The following is a 16,754-nucleotide window of genomic DNA, read 5'->3' as shown; positions in this document are numbered from 1 at the left end:
AGAGGAGTTCGGAGGCTGCCATGTCTCAAAGCGGTAGCAGTAAACGGTCCACAGCGTCAAGGCTGCCGGGCAACAAATCAACCAGGTTCATCCCCTATCTGATTCCGGGGATCCTCTCCCTGGCTGTCATCATCATCGTTCCCTTCGTCTGGAACATCTATCTCAGCTTCACCCGTTGGCGCGGGGTCGGACCGGTCCGTTTCGTAGGCCTGAAGAACTGGCAGAGGCTCGTCGCCGATGCAACCTTCTGGAAGTCCTTCATCAACTCCTTCTGGATCATCGTGGCGATCGTCATCATCCCCACCATCCTGGGACTTCTGATCTCGTCCGTCCTGACGGATGTGATTCAGAAGAAGTTCAACTCCGGAACAGCCTCCTTCATCCGGGCCCTGTACTACCTGCCCCAGCTCTTGCCCGTGGCTGTGGCCTCCATCATCATGGGATGGATCTTCCGTCCGGACGATGGCGCCTTCAACGCCCTCCTCGAAAGCATCGGGCTCGGTGGTCTCCAGCACAATTGGCTGGGCGATCCCGGCAGCGCCCTGCCGGTGCTCATGTTCATCCTGATCTGGATACAGCTGGGCTACCCCATCGTCATCTTCATGTCGGGCCTGCAGCGCGTCGATCCCGAGCTCTATGAGGCAGCCAGCCTGGACGGGGCCAACTGGTGGCAGAAGTTCAGGGTCGTGACCCTCCCCTCCATCATTCCGGAACTCCTGGTGGTCATCCTCACCGCCACCATCGGTGCTCTGAAGACCTTCGGCCCGGTCTATCTGCTTACCAAGGGCGGACCAGGCACGAGCACAATCGTGCCCTCCTACTACTCATACAACCAGTTCTTCCAGCTTCACCAGGTGGGCTACGGAGCCGCGATCTCCACAGCACTGACCTTGGTGATCATCGTCTTCTCCGTCGTGTTCACCCTGGTGCAGGGGCGCGTCGAAAAGAACATGGCCTAGGGAAGGGGACACACAATGACAGAGGCAAACATACAGATGTCAGAGCAGAACGGCGCCGCACGCCCGAGCAGGCAGTCCGGCAGGAAGAGCAAGCACATCCGCAGCTGGGGCAACTGGGTGGCACTGGTCCTCCTGGTCCTGGGTGCCGTGATCATGCTCTTCCCCCTCCTCATTTTGGCCATGAACGCCTTCAAGACCATCGGGGACTACAACGCCACGGGACCGCTCTCGCTTCCCGCCCACCCGACCATGAACGGAATCACCTCCTTCTGGGTCAGCAGCAACTTCCCCATGAAGTTCGTCAACAGCCTGATAATCTCGCTGGTTGTGGCCGTGCTTGGCGTCGTGCTCTCCGTGCTGAACTCCTTCGCCCTGGGTATCGGACGGGTCAAGGGCAACAGGTGGATCATCCTCTTGATCATGCTGGCCAATATGCTCCCCCAGGAGTCCCTGCTCTACCCCCTCTACACCATCTTCAAGGAGGCGGGACTCTACAACACCCAGCTCGCCATCATCATCATTTTCACGGTGATCCAGAGCGCCTACGGCACCTATCTGCTGTCGGCGGTGTACGGCACCTTCCCCCAGGCCATCCTTGAAGCGGCCTCCATCGACGGCGCCACCCGCTGGCAGGTGTTGAGCAGGATCGTCCTGCCCATCTCCTGGCCGACCATCAGCGTACTCTTCGTCTTCTTCTTCGTATGGACCTGGAACGAGTACATGATTCCCATGGCCTTCCTCATGGACGACTCGGTGCAGACCATCCCCCTGGCCCTGGCCACCATCCAGGGGCAGCACACCATGGATGCCACCGCCCTGGCAGCGGCCTCCCTGCTCAGCATCATCCCGACCATCATCTTCTATGTGATCTTCCAGCGAAAGCTGAACCAGGGAATCGTGGCAGGCGCAGTCAAGTAGACGGAGCGTCAGTCCGCACCCTCCCGGCAACATCAAGGCCCCGGCCGCTTCAACGAGCGGCCGGGGCCTTGATCATTCGCGCAGAAGGCCGTCAGGTCAATCCGCCAGACGAAACGTCAGTCCTGCTTCTCCACATCGGTGGCCACGTCGGCCACGACCGGGACAATCATGGGCCGGCGATGCAGCTTCCTGGAGATCCACCCGCCCAGGGTGCGACGCATGAGCTGCTGCAGTTGGTAGGTGCCCGTGGTGCCATTGGCCATGGCATCCTCAAGCTGGTCGACCACCTGCGCGTTGATGGACTTGAACTCGCTCTCGTCCTCGGCGACCGCATTCAGGTAGACCTTGGGGCCCGAAACGACCTTGCCGGTCTCGCTGTCGACCACGGCGAAGGCCGAGACGAATCCCTCGGTGCCCAGGATGCGGCGCTGCTCCAGCTCCTCATCGGTCAGCTCGCCCACGGAATCACCATCTACGTAGACATATCCGCAGGGCACGGATCCGACTACGGCGGCCTTGCCATGGTAGAGGTCGACCACGTCGCCGTCCTCAGCCAGGACGACGTTCTGGGGGTCCACACCGGTCTTGACGGCAATCAGACCGTTGGCCACCAGGTGGCGGTTCTCACCGTGGATGGGCATGGCGCACTTGGGCTGCACGATGTTGTAGAAGTGCAGGAGCTCGCCCTCGTCTGAGTGACCGGAAACGTGGATGGCCGCATTGTCGCGGTTGACCACCTTGGCCCCCATACGCACCAGCTTGTTGATGACCTTATAGACCCCGTGCTCGTTGCCGGGAATCAGGGAGCTGGCCAGGATGACCGTATCGAACTCGTTGATGGTGATGTCACGGTGGGTCCCATCGGCGATACGGCCCAGGGCCGCCATGGGCTCGCCCTGGGAACCCGTGCACATGTAAACGATCTTCTCGTCCGGGATGTCATGCGCATCCTTGAGGTCCACCACCGTGTCCTCGGGCAGATGGAGGTATCCGAGGTCGGAGGCGATCGACATGTTACGCACCATGGAGCGTCCGGCGAATACCACCTTGCGTCCATACTTGTGGGCGGTGTCCACCACCTGCTGCACCCGGTGCACGTGGCTGGAGAAGGAGGCCACGACGATCTTGCGCTGAGCCTCGGCAAAGGCCTTGTCGAGGGCCGGGGAGATGGAGATCTCCGGCTTGACGTATCCAGGCACCTCCGCATTGGTGGAGTCCGCCATGAGCAGGTCCACACCGGACTCACCCAGCTTGCCGAACTCACGCAGATCGGTCAGTCGGTGGTCAAGGGGCAGCGGATCGATCTTCATATCGCCGGTGTCGATGATATGACCGGCGGGGGTCCGTACGGAGACGGCCAGGGCATCGGGGATGGAGTGGGTCACGGACACGAACTCCAGGTTGAAGGGGCCGACTTTGAGCTTGTCGCGTCCCTTGACCTCCACCTCGGTGGGCTTGAGGTGGTGCTCCTCGCACTTGGCGTCAACGAAGCCTAGGGTCAGCTTGGAACCAATCAGAGGGATGTCCGGACGCATCTTGAGCAGGTAGGGCACACCACCGATGTGGTCTTCATGCCCGTGGGTCAGAACCAGGGCATCGATCTGGTCCAGCTTGTCCTTGATATAGCTGAAGTCGGGCAGAATCAGGTCCACACCCGGCTGCTCCTCTTCGGGGAAGAGGACACCGCAGTCAATGAGCAGAATGTGTCCGTTGTACTCGATCACATTCATGTTGCGGCCGATTTCGCCAAGACCACCCAGTGGAACGATCCGCATGGATCCCTTGCGGTACTTGGGAGGCGCCACCAGACGCTGCTCTACCTGGGTCCCCTTTCCTCGCTGCATGGAACCGTTGCGGCGACCGCGGGATTCACCACGCGACCTGCCGTTCCCCTTCTTGCCTGCGCCTGCGGACCGGTTGCGGCCCTTGGAGGCGGATTGCCTGTTCCTGCTCTTGCTTGTTGTCTTCTCTTCTTGCGTTTTTCTAGCCATTCTCACTTGTGTTTCCATTATCTGTACCCCTGCCTATACAGGGGCGACGTTTCGTTTTCCGGTCCCGGTCAGATAAGACCGGCGGCCTTCATGCCCGCCTTGGCCTTGGAGAGCTGCTCCTTACCGGGTCCCAGATTGGGCAGCCTCATCGTGGTTTCGTCGAGTGACCCCGCCACCTTCAGGGCGGCCTTGGCCATGACGGCCTGCTGTCCATCGCCGTTCAGGGCCTGGACCAGGGGCGCCAAGGTGGCAGCCAGCCGCTGCGCGCCCGTCAGGTCACCGGTATCGAATCGGGCCGCCAGATCCTGCATGGGGCCACTCGCCACATGGGCCATGACCGATATGATACCGACTGCCCCCAGGGCCAGGAAGGGCAGATAGAGCCCATCGTCACCCGAATACCATGCCAGCCCGGTCTCCTGCCGCTTCTGCGGCACCGCGGCCAGGTCACCGGTGGCATCCTTGACGGCTTCCACATGCTTGAGCTCCGACAGGCGGCGGTAGGTGTCCAGCTCGACATGCAGGCCGGTACGGCCAGGCACATCGTAAAGGATGACCGGACGATCGGCGGACTCGCATACCGACCGGTAGTGCGCCACCACGCCGTCCTGGGAGGGACGGGAATAATATGGCATGACCACCAGGAGGGCATCCGCCCCGGCCTCCTGAATCATCTCGACCATGCGGACCGTATGCGCGGTGTCGTTGGACCCGGCACCCGAAATGACCGGAACATCGACTGCCTGCCTGACCACCCGGACCAGATTGACCTTTTCGTCCATGTGGGTCACCGGGGATTCCCCCGTGGTGCCGTTGACGAGAATCCCATCGGCCCCATCGGCCACCAGTCTGCGGGCCAAGGCAGCAGCAGCCTGGAAGTCCATGGATCCATCGGCCTTCATGGGGGTGACCATGGCCGGAATGACCCTGCCGAAGGGGGCAGGTGGCATCAGATGGATTTCGGACTCAGTCATAGTTTCACGCTACTTGCAGATGGGGACTCAATCGGGCCTTGGCACATTCCCGCCACATCTCGTTCCATCTGGTGACCATTCACAGATCCAGGAAGCGGTCCAGCCCCACGGTCAGACCAGGGTGGGAACCTGAGGCGATGGTTCTCACAGCCAGGAGCACACCGGGCATGAAGGAGGACCTGTCGAAACTGTCTGCACGGATGGACAGCTGCTCACCGGAGTTCCCCAGGAGGACCTCCTCGTGGGCATTCAGGCCCTGCAGGCGAACGGCGTGGACATGCACCCCATCAATCACCTGCCCTCGGGAATCCGCCGCACCCTGGGTGCCGTCCGGCATCGGCCCCAAGCCGGCCTGACGCCGGGCCTTCCCGATGGCCTGGGCCGTGTGGATGGCCGTTCCCGATGGAGCGTCCACCTTGTCGGGATGGTGGAGTTCAATCACCTCGGCCGAGGTGAAGTACTCGGCAGCCTTGGCGGCGAAGTGGTCGGCCAGGACGGCGGAAATCGCGAAATTGGGGGCGATGAAGACCGATTGATGCTCACGGGGGGCCTGCTCCAGGGCCTGCCGTACCTGGTCGAGTCCCTCATCGGTCCAGCCTGTTGTACCCACCACCAGGTCGACCCCCCGCCCGACCAGGGTCAGCACGTTGTCCAAAGAGGCCTGGGGAACCGTAAACTCGACGGCCACATCGGTATTGTCGGAGGTAATCCCCTCCAGACCGTCCCGACCATCGACGGCAAGGGAGAGGGTCATGTCATCCGCCTCTTCCAAGGCCTGAACGACACTGGTTCCCATTCGTCCAGCGGCCCCTACGACTGCAACCCTGATCATGCCCACCTCCGTGACTCGTCCTGCTTGTGCACTCGACCCCAGTCTAGGAGCCGTCACCAACCGTGGCCCGTTCCTTCCACCTGGCGGATGTGCCGACCCTTGGAATCATCTCCGAAGGTCTCCCGGGTATCGAAGCGGCTGGCGGAGGTCCCGATTCGGGTCGGACCAGAACCCTTATTCCGACGACGATGCGGACGCCGTGCGCCTGCGGCTGCTGATCCATCCCAGGACTGCCAGGGGTATGGCACAGCAGGTGACGATGGCCGGAATGGTCATGCCGCCATGAGGGCCGAACTTATCCAAGGCAATTCCTGCCAGGGTGGACCCCAGCGAGGTTCCGATGGAGCCTCCGGTGGACAGCCAGGAGAGGCCTTCTGTCAGAGCGCGGGAGTCCACGCTCTCCCGGACTATCAGATTGCCCGTGGCGAAGATGGGAGAGACGCATAGGCCTGAGAGCACCTCGGCCAGACCCAGGAGGACCAGATTGTCCATGACCAGGCGGAAAACCACATAACCGGTGGTCAGCAGGGTCAGGAAGACCACCAAGTAGCGCCACCGGGAACCCTTGAGTTTGACCGACCCGAAGATCAAGGCCCCACAGAGGGACCCCAGGGCGAAGAGCGCAAGCTGGAGCCCCACGGCCCCCTCCCTGCCCATGGCCTTGGTCAGGGCCGTAACCGAAACGTCAACGGCCGAAAAGCTCATGTTGAAAACGATGAAGACCACGAAGAGGAGGAGTATACCCGGGTAGGCCAGAGCCGAACGGGCCCCTTTCATCCCGTCCGAGTCCTCGGGGTGGACACTGCCACCGTCATCGACCGGCGAGTGGTCGGCGGCCGTGGTTGCGGCGGTCTCCATCCTGACGATGGCGGGAGGTTCCGTGGACCGCATCGAGAAGAAGGTCAGTCCGCCGACAAGCAGGGCCGCAGCCGGCAGGAAGAGCTGGGATACCGGGTTCACCGAAGTGGCTAGGTAGGCGGAAAGGATGGGCCCCAGGATGAAGACGCACTCATCGAGACCGGATTCCAGAGCATAGGCCGTGTTGAGCAGATTGGTCCGGTCGTCCCGCAGGACCCAGGCCCAACGCGTGCGGACCAGGGCCCCGAAGGCGAACTGAGTCAGACCCATCAGGGCGGCCAGGATGAAGAGAATGCCCAGGGACACCCTCTTCATGGCCCCGAAGGCGAACCCCAGGATGGCCAGTGTCTGGATCATGAGTGCCACAAGTCCCACCCGGCGCTGACCGAACCTGTCGAAGAGACGGGCGTAGACGGGGGTGACCAGGGCCGCACAAAGCGTATAGACCGCGCTCATCATGCCTGCCGAGGTCCAATTATCGTAGATATGGTTCAGAGCCAGGACGATGCCCAACCCCATCATCCCCAATGGCAGTCGGGCAAGAACCGCCGCCAGGCAGAACCCTGCAGCGCCGGGGTAGGTGAAGAGCCGCAGGAAGGGGGACCTGGATTCCTTCATGACCGTCCGCACCTTTCCAGCTGTTCACGGACCTTTCCGCCGTAGATGTAGATGTCGTCGACCCCTTCGAAGAAGGCCGGATCGACACCGCGGGAATCGGCACCCTGCTGTTCGGAGAACGCCGCGTAATCCCGGCCCTTGAGCTCGGCCAGGCAGGTCATGCCCTGATGGTCGTAGTACCCAACATCGCAGGAAGAGTCGGTATGGAGGTAGAAGTCGGTGATTCCCTTTCCGTCCATGTACGTCAGGGCATCCAGCCAGAGCAGCCGCCCGATGCCGTGACCGCGGGCCCTGCCGCTGACCAGGAACAGCTTCAGTTCGGCTTGGGGCGGGGTCGTCAGACCGGCCTCCTCCTCAAGACGCACCTCCGTAGCGTGCCAGTGCCGGGCGCTGGCCAGGGTCTTGCTGCCCAGCGGAGTGGAGCCCAGGGAGGCGTCCACGGATTCCAGGCAGGCCTGTGCCTGGAGGAAACTCAGGGGTCCGACGCCCTCCCTGAGCAGGGTGACCCCCATGAACCGGCCATCCATGCTGGCAATGCGGGCTCGGGTGGTTTGGGTCAGGTAGTCAAGGACGAAGTGTTCCGCGCTTAACTGCGAAACCTTGCCCTGCTTGTCCGCCTCCACCTTCCAGGTCCTCTCGAATTCCCTTATCAGGTCGGGCATATCGCTCCAGGCCATGGGACGTATCGAAGGCATGCGGGGGCTGGTCCGGCCTGGTTCGGGCCGGCTTGTCTCTGTCATCTCTTGTCACTCCGTCTGGCTGCGCGGAAGGTATGGGCGCGTCAAACCGCCCCGGCCATTCCGGTCACCATGTACTCAGGGGCACCCATCGCCACCTGAGGGAGCGGGGTCTGCCTGGGACCGCCCCGACCATGCTCTGCATGCCGGTTTGCATCCCGTTCTTGTCATTGCGTGTACGCGGCCCGCCCTGCTGGTTCAGTCGTTGTCCGACTCCTGCGGAGCACCCCGACGCAAACCCTGAAGGATCTCCTCCTGGGATCTGGGTCTTGCCCTGATCAGCCGCCGGGATGGCTGGGCCTCACTTACATAGTAAAGGCAGGCGTCGATGGTCGACAGGTCGATTCCCTCCAAGCGTGAAAGGAGTATCCGGTACATGTCGAGCTGGGCCAGTTTTTCGCTGATGTCCTCCTCGGTCGTGGGCCGGGCCCCGGTTTTCCAGTCCACGATGGTGTAGAGCTTGGAGCCGTCATCCCGGTCGAGCCCCCCGCGGAACACGGCATCGAGTTTGCCCTTGACGATGGTGCCGTCCAGTACCGCCACGATGGGGCGTTCCACCCAGGCAGGAGTCCTTTGCCCCCACTCGGATTCAGCCAGACGCCGCTCCCATATCCTGAGGTTCCGGGCCGTTCGGTCGCTTCCCCCCTGCTTCCTTCCCGCTTCTTCCTTGTCCAAATCCGCCAGCATCCGACGGCGTTCCGCCATGGCCTCCGGCCCCAAGGGAACGGCTGACCCGGATGGGGTCTGTGATTCCACCAGGGAATCATCCACGGTCTGGTCGGTCACATCAAGCAATCCCGATGAAGGTTCGAAGTCAGGCATGATGTAGCGCTGAGCCCATTCATGGAAGAGGGTACCGGCCTGGGCCAGAGGCGAGGCCACCCGGGGCACAGGCCTGACCAGGCCCTCCCAATACTCCCGTTCCCTGACGGCCTCCATCCCGCCCGATCTGGCCTGGATGGAAGTGACACTCTGAGCGCCATGCCCGATGATTCTCCGCCCTGTACGGCGCAGAGCCTCCAGGTCCGTGACAAGGCGGTCACCGGCAACACCCAGCCTTCCGGTGCCAACCTGGAGCACCCGGACCGCGTCGGCATAGAGGCTGCCTTTCGCGTGCGGGGTTCCGGATGGGTCCTCGTCGAAGCCCACCCATTCGGCACTGCGTTGCAGGGCCTGCGACACCTTGGTCCCCATGGTTATCGGCCAGAGGACCCTGTCGGATTCATCCTGCCTGGCTGCCAGCTGGCCCACCTGGTCCAAGGCATCCTGAACAAGGGCCTGACGGAAGGCCTGGGCATCCTGACCAACCAGAAGACCCACAGGAGGAGTGGGGGGAAGCGGTTCCCCGTCGTCCCCATCCTGGCCCCCATCGATGGAATCCAATCTGACAGCACCATCTTCGCCTTCCAGACCCCTGACCAATTCCCGCCAGAAGTTCGAGGCACCCTTCTCGGGGTCGGCCTGGGGGGTGTTCAGGGCGGGATTGGTATCGGTGGCCTTGGTGCTGAACGTCAGGAGGAGGTCATGCCTGGCCCTGGTCACGGCCACATAGGCCAGTCGGCGCTCATCGTTGTGGTATCGGTTTCCGTATTCCTCTTTCTGCGGCAGGTATCCCCTGGCACTCAGGAAGTCGTAGTCATCCCCGGCATCGTCCACGCCGGTGTGCCTGATCTCACCGATTGCCTCGTCCTCCAAATCGGCCAGGCTCAGACCACCAAGGTCATCCCCCGGTTCGGATCCCGGACGGGCGTCATGGGGGAATCTGGGGAGAATCATGGCATCGGCCCTGACCGGTACAGGAACCGCCTGCGGATCCTCCAGCCAGGTATTTGCCGTGTTCCGGTAAGGCACTCCCACCGGGGAATCCTCGGTGCTCAGCGTCTCGATTTTCAGGTGGTCGCCCTGCTTGCTCGGGAAGGAGCCGGCGGACAGCCCGACCACGGCCACGGCATCCCATTCCAGACCCTTGGCCTGGTGGACGGTCATTAGGGTCACATCGGCATGCCCACCAGCCCCCTCATCGGGCAGATCGGGACTTTGGACCATGGCATCCACCCAGGCCACGAATCCTCGAAGACTGGGCCCCAGGCCGGCAGGTAATTCGGATATGTAGGTATCGACCTGTTCCAGAAGGGCTTCAACACCGGCATTGGCCCGGCTCGGTTGAAGAGGCTGGTCCGGATGTTCCATGGCCTGGGCCAGGACCAGATCGATGTCGAGGTCCAGGGCCTGGATGGCGGCGATGACCACCTGCCTGACCGAGGCCGAAGACTGGGACTGGACTGTTCGAATGACCTCGGCCGCCCTATTGACCAATGTACGTCCACGCGGACTGAGTCGTGAGGTCCGGAGCAGGTCGTCCAGGTCATCACGCAACAGGAGATCAATCAGGAAGAGGGAGTTCGGCACCTGGTTCCGATGTTCTCGGACCAGTTCTCTCCTGACCTTGCCGTCGTCCGTTTCGGGCACCATTCCGGCCTGGAGAAGAGCACGGTACTGGCTGTCGGCGTTGATGGTCTCTGCAAGGGAGGCTAAGGCTCGCAAGTCGGCGGGATTCATGTTGAACCGGGCCGAAGCCAGAAGGCGCATCAGCGAATCACTGTCGGTATGGTCGCAGATCACCCTGAGCAGGGCCAGGACATCCATGATTTCGGGCCGGTCGAAGAGGGCCGAATATCCCACCACCTGGCAGGTCAGTCCCGCGGCTTCCAGTGCCGTCCGATATTGGGGCATCCTGGACTTGGACCGAAAAAGGACGGCCACATGGGGGGCATCGGGATCCTCTCCTGGCTCATCCTCACCGTGCCCGCCGTAACGTGACCTGGCGTGGAGGGCGAAACGGACCACAGCGTCGATCTCCTGGCCAATCGTGCTGTAGCCAAGCAGGCCGACGGTCCCCTCGTCGGCCCCTTCCCTGGCCTCCAGCCGGGCCACGTCCACCTCGTTCATCCTGGCACTGGAGAAGCGGCCCGTATCCTGCCGGAGCGGAACCGTCAAGAGATTGGCGGCCTTCAGGACCATCCTGGAGTTCCTGAAGGTGCGGGAGAGCGTCAGAGGTTCCTTGTCCTCGGACCTGCCGAAGGTGGTGATTCCGCCAACCTGCCCGTCCTGGACACTGGGCCTGTCGGCCAGCATACCGAACTGGGACTGGAAGGTGCGGAAGGCTCCCGGGCTGGCACCACGCCAGGCGTAGATGGATTGGAAGGGATCCCCTACGGCGGTCACGGCCGACCTGGATGCCCCCTCCTTGTCGTTCGGATGGAAGATGGCGGCCAGGAGAAGCGCCTGGGTGGTGGAGGTGTCCTGGTACTCATCCAGGAATACGTGGGTGAACCTTCGACGATAATGGGCTCCGATGGCGGGGAATCGGTCGACAAGCTGGAAGGCGGCTACGGTGAAGTCGCCGAACTCGGCCATGTTGGCCTGGCGTTTGGCCTGCTGATAGTAGTCGGCCAGGGTCAGGAGCTTCTCCCGGGTCCTGACGGTCCTGAGCAGCCTATTGGCCTGATAGAGCCGGAAGTCCAGTCGGTTCTTCCGCATTTTCCTCAGCTTGAGCTCATAGTCCTCGTCGCTGTCCTTCTTTGCTCGTCTCGGCCTTTTCAGGGAGGCTTCGGTCGGTTCGGCATCCGGTATGGGACGACCATCGATCAGGGCCACGGTCCTATCGATGAAGGCCTGGTCCCACTCCCGTACCCTGGCCAGGGCCTGGTCGAAGTCCGGGCAGTCCCGACTGATCATGGAGGAGGTCAGGGCATGGGTGATCCCCAGGACCTGGTTGACGGTGGTTTCAAAGGTGCCGGAACCCACGTCATCCTGCCCCAATTCCCTGGCACGAGCCAGCCTGGCAGCCTGGGCCGGTCCGCCGAGGGTGGCTGCCGAGAATCCGGACAGGGGGTCATCCACATCCAGACCACCCTCGACCTGGTCCATGACCTCACCGCGGTCGGGGAAGACCAGGTCGATATGCTCGGCCACCACCCCCGCGGCCAGTTGAAAGGCCCCAGGAGCACTCAGGGGCTGGGTGTCCTGGTCCATTCCCACCAGAAGTCCATACTGGCGGACGATTGACTGGAAGAAGGCATCATAGGTGAAGACCGAAGGCTTGAGGAAGTTCCTCTCCGGGTCCACCTGGCCCTGGTCCGAACCGGGACGGTTCCTGATGACCGCGGCCGAGACCCTCGAGAGGAGTTCCGAGGCGGCCTTACGGGTGAAGGTCAGGCCCAGAATCTGCTCCGAAGGGACCCCATGCCGATTCAAGGCAATGATGCGTTGTGTCATGGTCATGGTCTTGCCGGAACCGGCTCCCGCCACGACCAGGAGGTCATCTTCGACTCCGGCATCGACTATGGCCGACTGCTCTGCTGTCTGCTTCATTCCTGGTCCTCCAGAAGATTGGTTGCCAGCCGCTTCCAGGCCGGGCATACCCCGTCCTTGCGATCCCTGCGGCAACGGGAGGGGTCGAAGAGGGCATCGGGGCGGTCGGCCGAAAGGCTGACTCCGGCGGCAAAGAAGACCCGGGCCACCATGGTCAGGTCCCATACAATCTGGGAGCCACCGCCGTGATTGCGTACCAGATCCCAGACCTCCTGGTCAACCCCGCGTGGGGACTCGGCAGGGAGGTCTCCAAGGTCAGCCAGTTTGGAGGGGTCGGGGACTCCGGTTCTCGGCTGGTAGGCGGGCGTGAAGGTCCCCTCGTGGAAGATGGGCGGCTGGTAGGGGACCTCCTCAGGCCTGGTTCCTGTATTGGCATCCTTGGCAGGTCTGCCTACGTCGAAGAGCAGGGACTGGCTGACGGGAAGCATTCCGTCCTGGGCGGGGTCAGGGGCACCAGGCAGGACCCAGCCGGCCTCAGCATCCGACCGCCTTCTTTCCTCGTCGGTCTGGAAGGCCAGACCAAGTTGGTAACAGACCAGCTGAAGGTCATTGAAGAGATCGCCTCGACTGTGCACCTTACCGGTTTTGTAATCCACCAGACGCAGGTAATGACGACCGTCAATGCACCGGGTTTCCAGCCTGTCTATCCTGCCGGACAACCGCACGGACGTCTCCGAGGTAAGTGCCTCGGGGAACCCTCCCACCAGACCGGACAGAAGATTGAAGAACTGCTCCCGGTCCAGCGCATTGCCGGGGAAGGTGGCCTTCCATACCCTGCAGAAGTCCTCCATGGTTATGGTCACGTTGAAGGACCGCTCGCTCTGAACCCCCTCCAGGCTTCCAACGGGAACCGGGGCCTTCCCACCACAACCGTAGCCGTCTGTCGTGGAATGGACGAAGTAGGAGGCCAGATTATCGATGATTCCCTCCGCCTGATGCTCCTTGCTGCGGATACCGTAAAGCTCCCTCGGGTTGAGTCCAGCCGGAGGATTCTGGGCGAACTCGTGGTAGATGTCCATCAATTCGGCCCCCACCATGGACTTGCGCTCCGCCAGGGATTGAGCATTCCGACCCAGTTTCCCGGGGTCAGGCCTGTCCAGACCGCGATTGGTCGCCTCCTGGGCCACCTGATGAATCAGGGAACCGAAGCCGGTATCCACCCTGCTCGGCTGTGGACCGGAATACCGGTCACTCAGCACCCATTCCAGTGGGCAGCGCCAGATTTGATCTACGGTGGATGGAGAGAGGGACACCACCTGGGCGGAGGTCGCAACTGCTTCTCCTTGTTGCGATGCTCCGGGCTTCAATGCCGGAGGTTCGCCCACTGCGGTCACCTTGGAAACGGAGGCCGGTGAATCCGTATCGGGGCGTTCGGATGCTCCGTTCGAGGACCGTTCAGTATCGAAATCGGCATACAGGAAGGGCCAGAACCTGGGGCCGGCCTCCTGCAAGCCCTCTCTGGAAAGGAGTCGCAGGGTATCGATGGCATCATCTACTCGACCACGGTCCAGACCATCCTCCTGGAGGGCCTGCCTGGCCAGGAGGGAACGGGCCACGGCGGTCAGCCCCCTGGGTGAGACCTCCAGACCACCGTATTCCCTGCCCGTGTCACCCCCGGACCCCACCGGGGTGAAGTTGGCTCGGGCCATATCCGCGGTCCGCTCATAGAACTCGGGCAGGTACCCGTAAAGAAAATCGGATGGGACCATATCGTCATTCCAGACGGCACTGACCCGTACCTGCTCGCCGGCACGCGTCACAGCCTCCAGGAACCCCTTCTTCTCGGTATACAGCACCGACTGAATCCTGGGGTCATGCCCGGAAGAGGGTTGGTCAAGCGTCCCGATTCGGCTGTGGAGAACAAGGTCGGCCAGGTCCTCTGCCCCGAACATGGTGTCACGGGGGGTCAGATTGGGCCAGTTGCCGTCCTGGACCGCCGGAATCCATACCAAAGGCCAGACCCTGGCCAGTGCTGCGGCACCGGCGGGCGTGGTTAATGTGACCGCGTGTTCCACGGGGCCGATATGTGCCAGGGAGTCCGCCTCGATCTGCATACTGCGCACCTGGTCCATGAAGGCCTCGATGGTGCGGAATCCCTGGGAGCCGGACGCATATTGGAAGAGACGCATCAAGGCATCGAGGCGGTCATTGACCTCCTCGCCCTCCTGGCTGGCCACCAGGGCACGCTTCTGCCAGTCATCGGCCAGGCCCAGGCTGTCCCAGGCCTCCCAGAGCACATACTGGGGTTGGGGATCAGGCAGGGCGGCCACCCGGTCGGCAGTGGTCCGGATAATCCGCAAGGCCCGGCGGAGGGCGCGTACGTCAGGGTCCTCCCGGCGGCCACCGGCGATGGAATCCATGGCGGACAGGATTGTCGGCGCACACTCCTGAGGGTTCAGAAGGAGCATGGTCTGCAGGGCATCGACGCTCAGACCACCCTCGATATCCAAGTCGTTTCCACCACCGGATATCACCGAATCATCAATACTGACCCCGTCCTGCCGGGCGGCATCGGCCCCTTGGGTCAGAATGCCGCGGCACCAGTCCCTCCAGACCGATACCAGACCGGGCAGAGTCGACAGGGTCTCCTCTGGGCGGCCTTCCCCTTCGCCCCCGTCCGCTCCTTCGTCATCACCGGCCTCTTCGACATCCGAACCCGCTTCCTGAGGAAGGACCCCATCGGTCGCCGGGACCGATGGGTCGGGCATGTCCCCCGAGGACTGGATTCGGGACAGTACGGCCATGGAATCCATCAGAGATTCCAGGTGCTCCATCCTCACCGGACGCTCATGGCCGGTGTCCCCCACCCTGGCACAGACAAGCGGGCTGGCCATGAGGGTCCTCAGGTGCAGCCTGACCCAGGAGGCAATACCACCGGGCCCGGTCGCTTCATCCGACAGTGCGGACAGGTCCCCCGCAACCCGGGCCAGCTCGACCAGGGCGAAGAGCCCCTGGATGACAGTCTCCTCACTGAGGGGCCTGGTCACCGACGAATACCGGACAGGGACCCCCTGCACCCTGAGCTTGCGGCCCAGGGCACGAATCGTCGCATTGTCATGGGCGATGACGGCCATGTCATTCCAATCCCTGCCCAGGGTCAGGAATTCATGCTTGACCTGCCAGACCAGGTCATCCTCCTCCTGGGCTGGAGTGTGGAACAGTCGGGCGGACACGGAGCCGTCGGCAAGGAGCGGATTGGAGGAGGCCAGGGGGGCAACGGGCCCGGCACCGGGCCAGGCCGGCAACTTACCCGGCCGGCTGGGAAGAGCGACATTCTCCTCCTCAAGACTGGCGATGCCCAGGGATATGCGGGCAGCCACCAGGTCCGCATAGGAGCCGGGCCCGTCCTGCAAGGGTTGACCCGCCGCGCTCGGAGCCACGATCTGCCGCTGCGGCAGGACCACCTGCCGGGCGTTGAGGCAGGCAAAATCCTCGGCCAGTATGGGGAGCGCCTCCCCCTGGTTCGGGGCAGTAAGACCAGTCAACCGGGTTGCCAGGAATTCCGGGTATGAACCTCGGAAGGACTGGACCGCCTGGTCGCAGTTGCCAACCAGAAGCAGGCTGCACCCGGCCCGATTCAAGGCCTGCAGGAATCCCATGCCGGCAAGGGTAACGTCCTGCCAGTCATCCACCACCAGGAGCCTGGGCAGGGTCAGCCCTTCGACCTTTCCGATTCCCTCCCTTGCCCGGACCATCAGCAAGGAGGGGTCCAGACGGAACTCGTCCGGGTAGGTCCGATCGATGCACGCCAGGTATTCGTCATTCATGGCGAAGGCCAGACGCCACTGCAGCCCCAGGCGTTCTTTCTGGTCGAGGTCGATGGCCTGGGTATCCAGTGCGGAAAGGAGCCGGTCCCTGTCTTCGGGGGTTACCCCCAGCTCCGTCATACGGGCGAACATGTCACGCAGCTGGGCGATGAACCGGTCACTGACCCCTTCGACCTGCCCGTCCGACCGGGTGACCAGGACGGAGGACCAGCCGGATCCACTCTGGAAGTAGCGCTCCAGGAGTCGGCATACCGCACAGTCGTCACCGGATCGGACGTGAGCGATATGACCGGTCAAGACCTGACGCAGGAGGGCATCCTGCTCGGCTCCGTTGAGCAGCCTGGGTAGCGGTGCCCCTTCGTCCTCCGACAAGGAGGAGACCTGGGTCAGTATCTGGAAGGCCAGAGCCTGAAGAGTACCTACTGGGCGGGTCCTGCTGGCGCTCCCCCGTTCCAAGATGACCTGGCGACTGATCAGGTCCGCAGCGGTGCGCCCCGAAACCACCATGAAGGCATCGCGGTCTCCGTATGCATCCATACCGGCCAGGAGGGCCTGGGTGGCGACGGTGGTCTTGCCACTCCGAGGCGGACCGGAGATGAGAAGGGTGGAGGCGTCCTCCCCGTTCGCCCCCTTGAGCCCACCGTCAATCAACTCCTGGACCTCCGAAGGGACCCGAGTCGCATCAACCGGTCTGTATGAATTCATACTTTCAGGGTAAGCCTCGGA

9 protein-coding genes are annotated in these 16,754 nt (G+C 62.8%); 2 read left to right on the top strand and 7 right to left on the bottom strand.

Translation table 11 applies throughout. The annotated features are described in order from the left end of the window. The first annotated feature begins 20 nt into the window (after positions 1 to 20). Positions 21 to 959 (top strand): carbohydrate ABC transporter permease, encoded by a 939-nt coding sequence (locus BINDI_RS01670; RefSeq protein WP_033491592.1) that lies wholly within the window; start codon positions 21 to 23, stop codon positions 957 to 959. Positions 960 to 995: 36 nt separating this feature from the next. Further along, positions 996 to 1,877, top strand: coding sequence for a carbohydrate ABC transporter permease (locus BINDI_RS01665; RefSeq protein ID WP_033491629.1), 882 nt, complete (start codon positions 996 to 998; stop codon positions 1,875 to 1,877). A gap of 116 nt (positions 1,878 to 1,993) precedes the next feature. On the opposite strand, the gene BINDI_RS01660 is transcribed toward BINDI_RS01665, so the two are convergent. From BINDI_RS01660 to BINDI_RS01630, 7 genes are all read right to left on the bottom strand, one after another. Then, the gene (locus BINDI_RS01660; protein WP_033491591.1) at positions 1,994 to 3,868 is read right to left on the bottom strand and encodes a ribonuclease J; all 1,875 of its coding nucleotides are present in this window, start codon (positions 3,866 to 3,868) and stop codon (positions 1,994 to 1,996) included. A 68-nt stretch (positions 3,869 to 3,936) separates the two neighbouring features. Continuing rightward, entirely contained in the window at positions 3,937 to 4,842 is a 906-nt protein-coding gene (gene dapA / locus BINDI_RS01655; protein ID WP_033491590.1) for a 4-hydroxy-tetrahydrodipicolinate synthase, read from the bottom strand. A gap of 79 nt (positions 4,843 to 4,921) precedes the next feature. Then, positions 4,922 to 5,674, bottom strand: a complete 753-nt coding sequence (dapB, locus tag BINDI_RS01650; protein ID WP_033491588.1) for a 4-hydroxy-tetrahydrodipicolinate reductase — start codon at positions 5,672 to 5,674, stop codon at positions 4,922 to 4,924. A 174-nt stretch (positions 5,675 to 5,848) separates the two neighbouring features. After that, positions 5,849 to 7,150, bottom strand: a complete 1,302-nt coding sequence (locus BINDI_RS01645) for an MFS transporter (protein WP_033491587.1) — start codon at positions 7,148 to 7,150, stop codon at positions 5,849 to 5,851. Then, positions 7,147 to 7,845 (bottom strand): GNAT family N-acetyltransferase, encoded by a 699-nt coding sequence (locus BINDI_RS01640; protein WP_148301958.1) that lies wholly within the window; start codon positions 7,843 to 7,845, stop codon positions 7,147 to 7,149. Before BINDI_RS01640 ends, BINDI_RS01645 begins: the two co-directional genes overlap by 4 nt. Positions 7,846 to 8,085: 240 nt before the next feature. Then, positions 8,086 to 12,261, bottom strand: a complete 4,176-nt coding sequence (locus BINDI_RS07635; RefSeq protein WP_034260894.1) for an ATP-dependent helicase — start codon at positions 12,259 to 12,261, stop codon at positions 8,086 to 8,088. Then, positions 12,258 to 16,733: a PD-(D/E)XK nuclease family protein gene (locus tag BINDI_RS01630; protein ID WP_148301956.1), complete on the bottom strand. Its 4,476-nt coding sequence runs from the start codon at positions 16,731 to 16,733 to the stop codon at positions 12,258 to 12,260. The genes BINDI_RS07635 and BINDI_RS01630 overlap by 4 nt, the downstream gene beginning before the upstream one ends. Between the last annotated feature and the right edge of the window lie 21 nt (positions 16,734 to 16,754).

Origin of the sequence: Bifidobacterium [indicum] DSM 20214 = LMG 11587 (genome assembly GCF_000706765.1) — a bacterium.
Taxonomy (GTDB): Bacteria; Actinomycetota; Actinomycetes; order Actinomycetales; family Bifidobacteriaceae; genus Bombiscardovia; species Bombiscardovia coryneformis.
This window is presented reverse-complemented; position numbering and strand designations above follow the sequence as displayed.

What these genes read in the sequence shown, in the direction of transcription:
- BINDI_RS07635 (WP_034260894.1), bottom strand. Translation starts at nt 12,261, where the DNA reads ATGAAGCAGACAGCAGAGCAGTCGGCCATAGTCGATGCCGGAGTCGAA.
- BINDI_RS01665 (WP_033491629.1), top strand. Translation starts at nt 996, where the DNA reads ATGTCAGAGCAGAACGGCGCCGCACGCCCGAGCAGGCAGTCCGGCAGG.
- BINDI_RS01645 (WP_033491587.1), bottom strand. Translation starts at nt 7,150, where the DNA reads ATGAAGGAATCCAGGTCCCCCTTCCTGCGGCTCTTCACCTACCCCGGC.
- BINDI_RS01630 (WP_148301956.1), bottom strand. Translation starts at nt 16,733, where the DNA reads ATGAATTCATACAGACCGGTTGATGCGACTCGGGTCCCTTCGGAGGTC.
- dapB (WP_033491588.1), bottom strand. Translation starts at nt 5,674, where the DNA reads ATGATCAGGGTTGCAGTCGTAGGGGCCGCTGGACGAATGGGAACCAGT.
- BINDI_RS01660 (WP_033491591.1), bottom strand. Translation starts at nt 3,868, where the DNA reads ATGGCTAGAAAAACGCAAGAAGAGAAGACAACAAGCAAGAGCAGGAAC.
- BINDI_RS01670 (WP_033491592.1), top strand. Translation starts at nt 21, where the DNA reads ATGTCTCAAAGCGGTAGCAGTAAACGGTCCACAGCGTCAAGGCTGCCG.
- BINDI_RS01640 (WP_148301958.1), bottom strand. Translation starts at nt 7,845, where the DNA reads ATGCCTTCGATACGTCCCATGGCCTGGAGCGATATGCCCGACCTGATA.
- dapA (WP_033491590.1), bottom strand. Translation starts at nt 4,842, where the DNA reads ATGACTGAGTCCGAAATCCATCTGATGCCACCTGCCCCCTTCGGCAGG.